At 64.3% G+C, this 686-nt stretch carries 1 protein-coding gene; it reads left to right on the top strand.

Translation table 11 applies throughout. From position 1 onward, the window contains the following. A partial coding sequence (locus ACM6G4_RS20635; RefSeq protein ID WP_414914499.1) for an NAD(P)(+) transhydrogenase (Re/Si-specific) subunit beta occupies positions 1-686 on the top strand: 686 nt, incomplete at both ends.

Below are 686 nucleotides of genomic sequence, written 5' to 3' on the forward strand. Positions count from 1 at the left end.
TCGCGTCGTGGCAACCTGTTCGGCATGCTCGGCATGGGCCTGGCGATCCTCACCACGGTCGGCCTGATCTACAAGCTGGGCTCCGAGCTGGCGCAAGACGGTATCGTCTACGTGATCGTCGGCCTGCTGATCGGCGGCACCGCCGGTTCGATCATGGCCAAACGCGTTGAAATGACCAAGATGCCGGAACTGGTCGCCTTCATGCACAGCATGATCGGCCTGGCCGCGGTGTTCATCGCCGTGGCTGCCGTGGTCGAGCCGCAGTCGCTGGGCATCGTCAAGCAGCTCGGTGACGCGATCCCGGCCGGTAACCGCCTGGAACTGTTCCTCGGTGCCGCCATCGGGGCAATCACCTTCTCCGGCTCGGTCATTGCCTTCGGCAAGCTGGCCGGCAAGTACAAGTTCCGCCTGTTCCAGGGGGCACCGGTACAGTTCAGTGGCCAGCACAAGCTGAACCTGCTGCTGGGCCTGGCCACCCTGGGCCTGGGCGTGACCTTCATGCTCACCGGTGACTACACCGCTTTCGCCGTGATGCTGGCCCTGGCCTTCGTGCTCGGCGTGCTGATCATCATCCCGATCGGTGGCGCGGACATGCCAGTGGTCGTGTCGATGCTCAACAGCTACTCCGGCTGGGCAGCGGCGGGCATCGGCTTCTCGCTGAACAACTCGATGCTGATCATCGCCGG

The organism is Pseudomonas sp. IT-P258, from assembly GCF_949767825.1.
In the GTDB taxonomy this organism is placed as follows: Bacteria; Pseudomonadota; Gammaproteobacteria; order Pseudomonadales; family Pseudomonadaceae; genus Aquipseudomonas; species Aquipseudomonas monachiensis.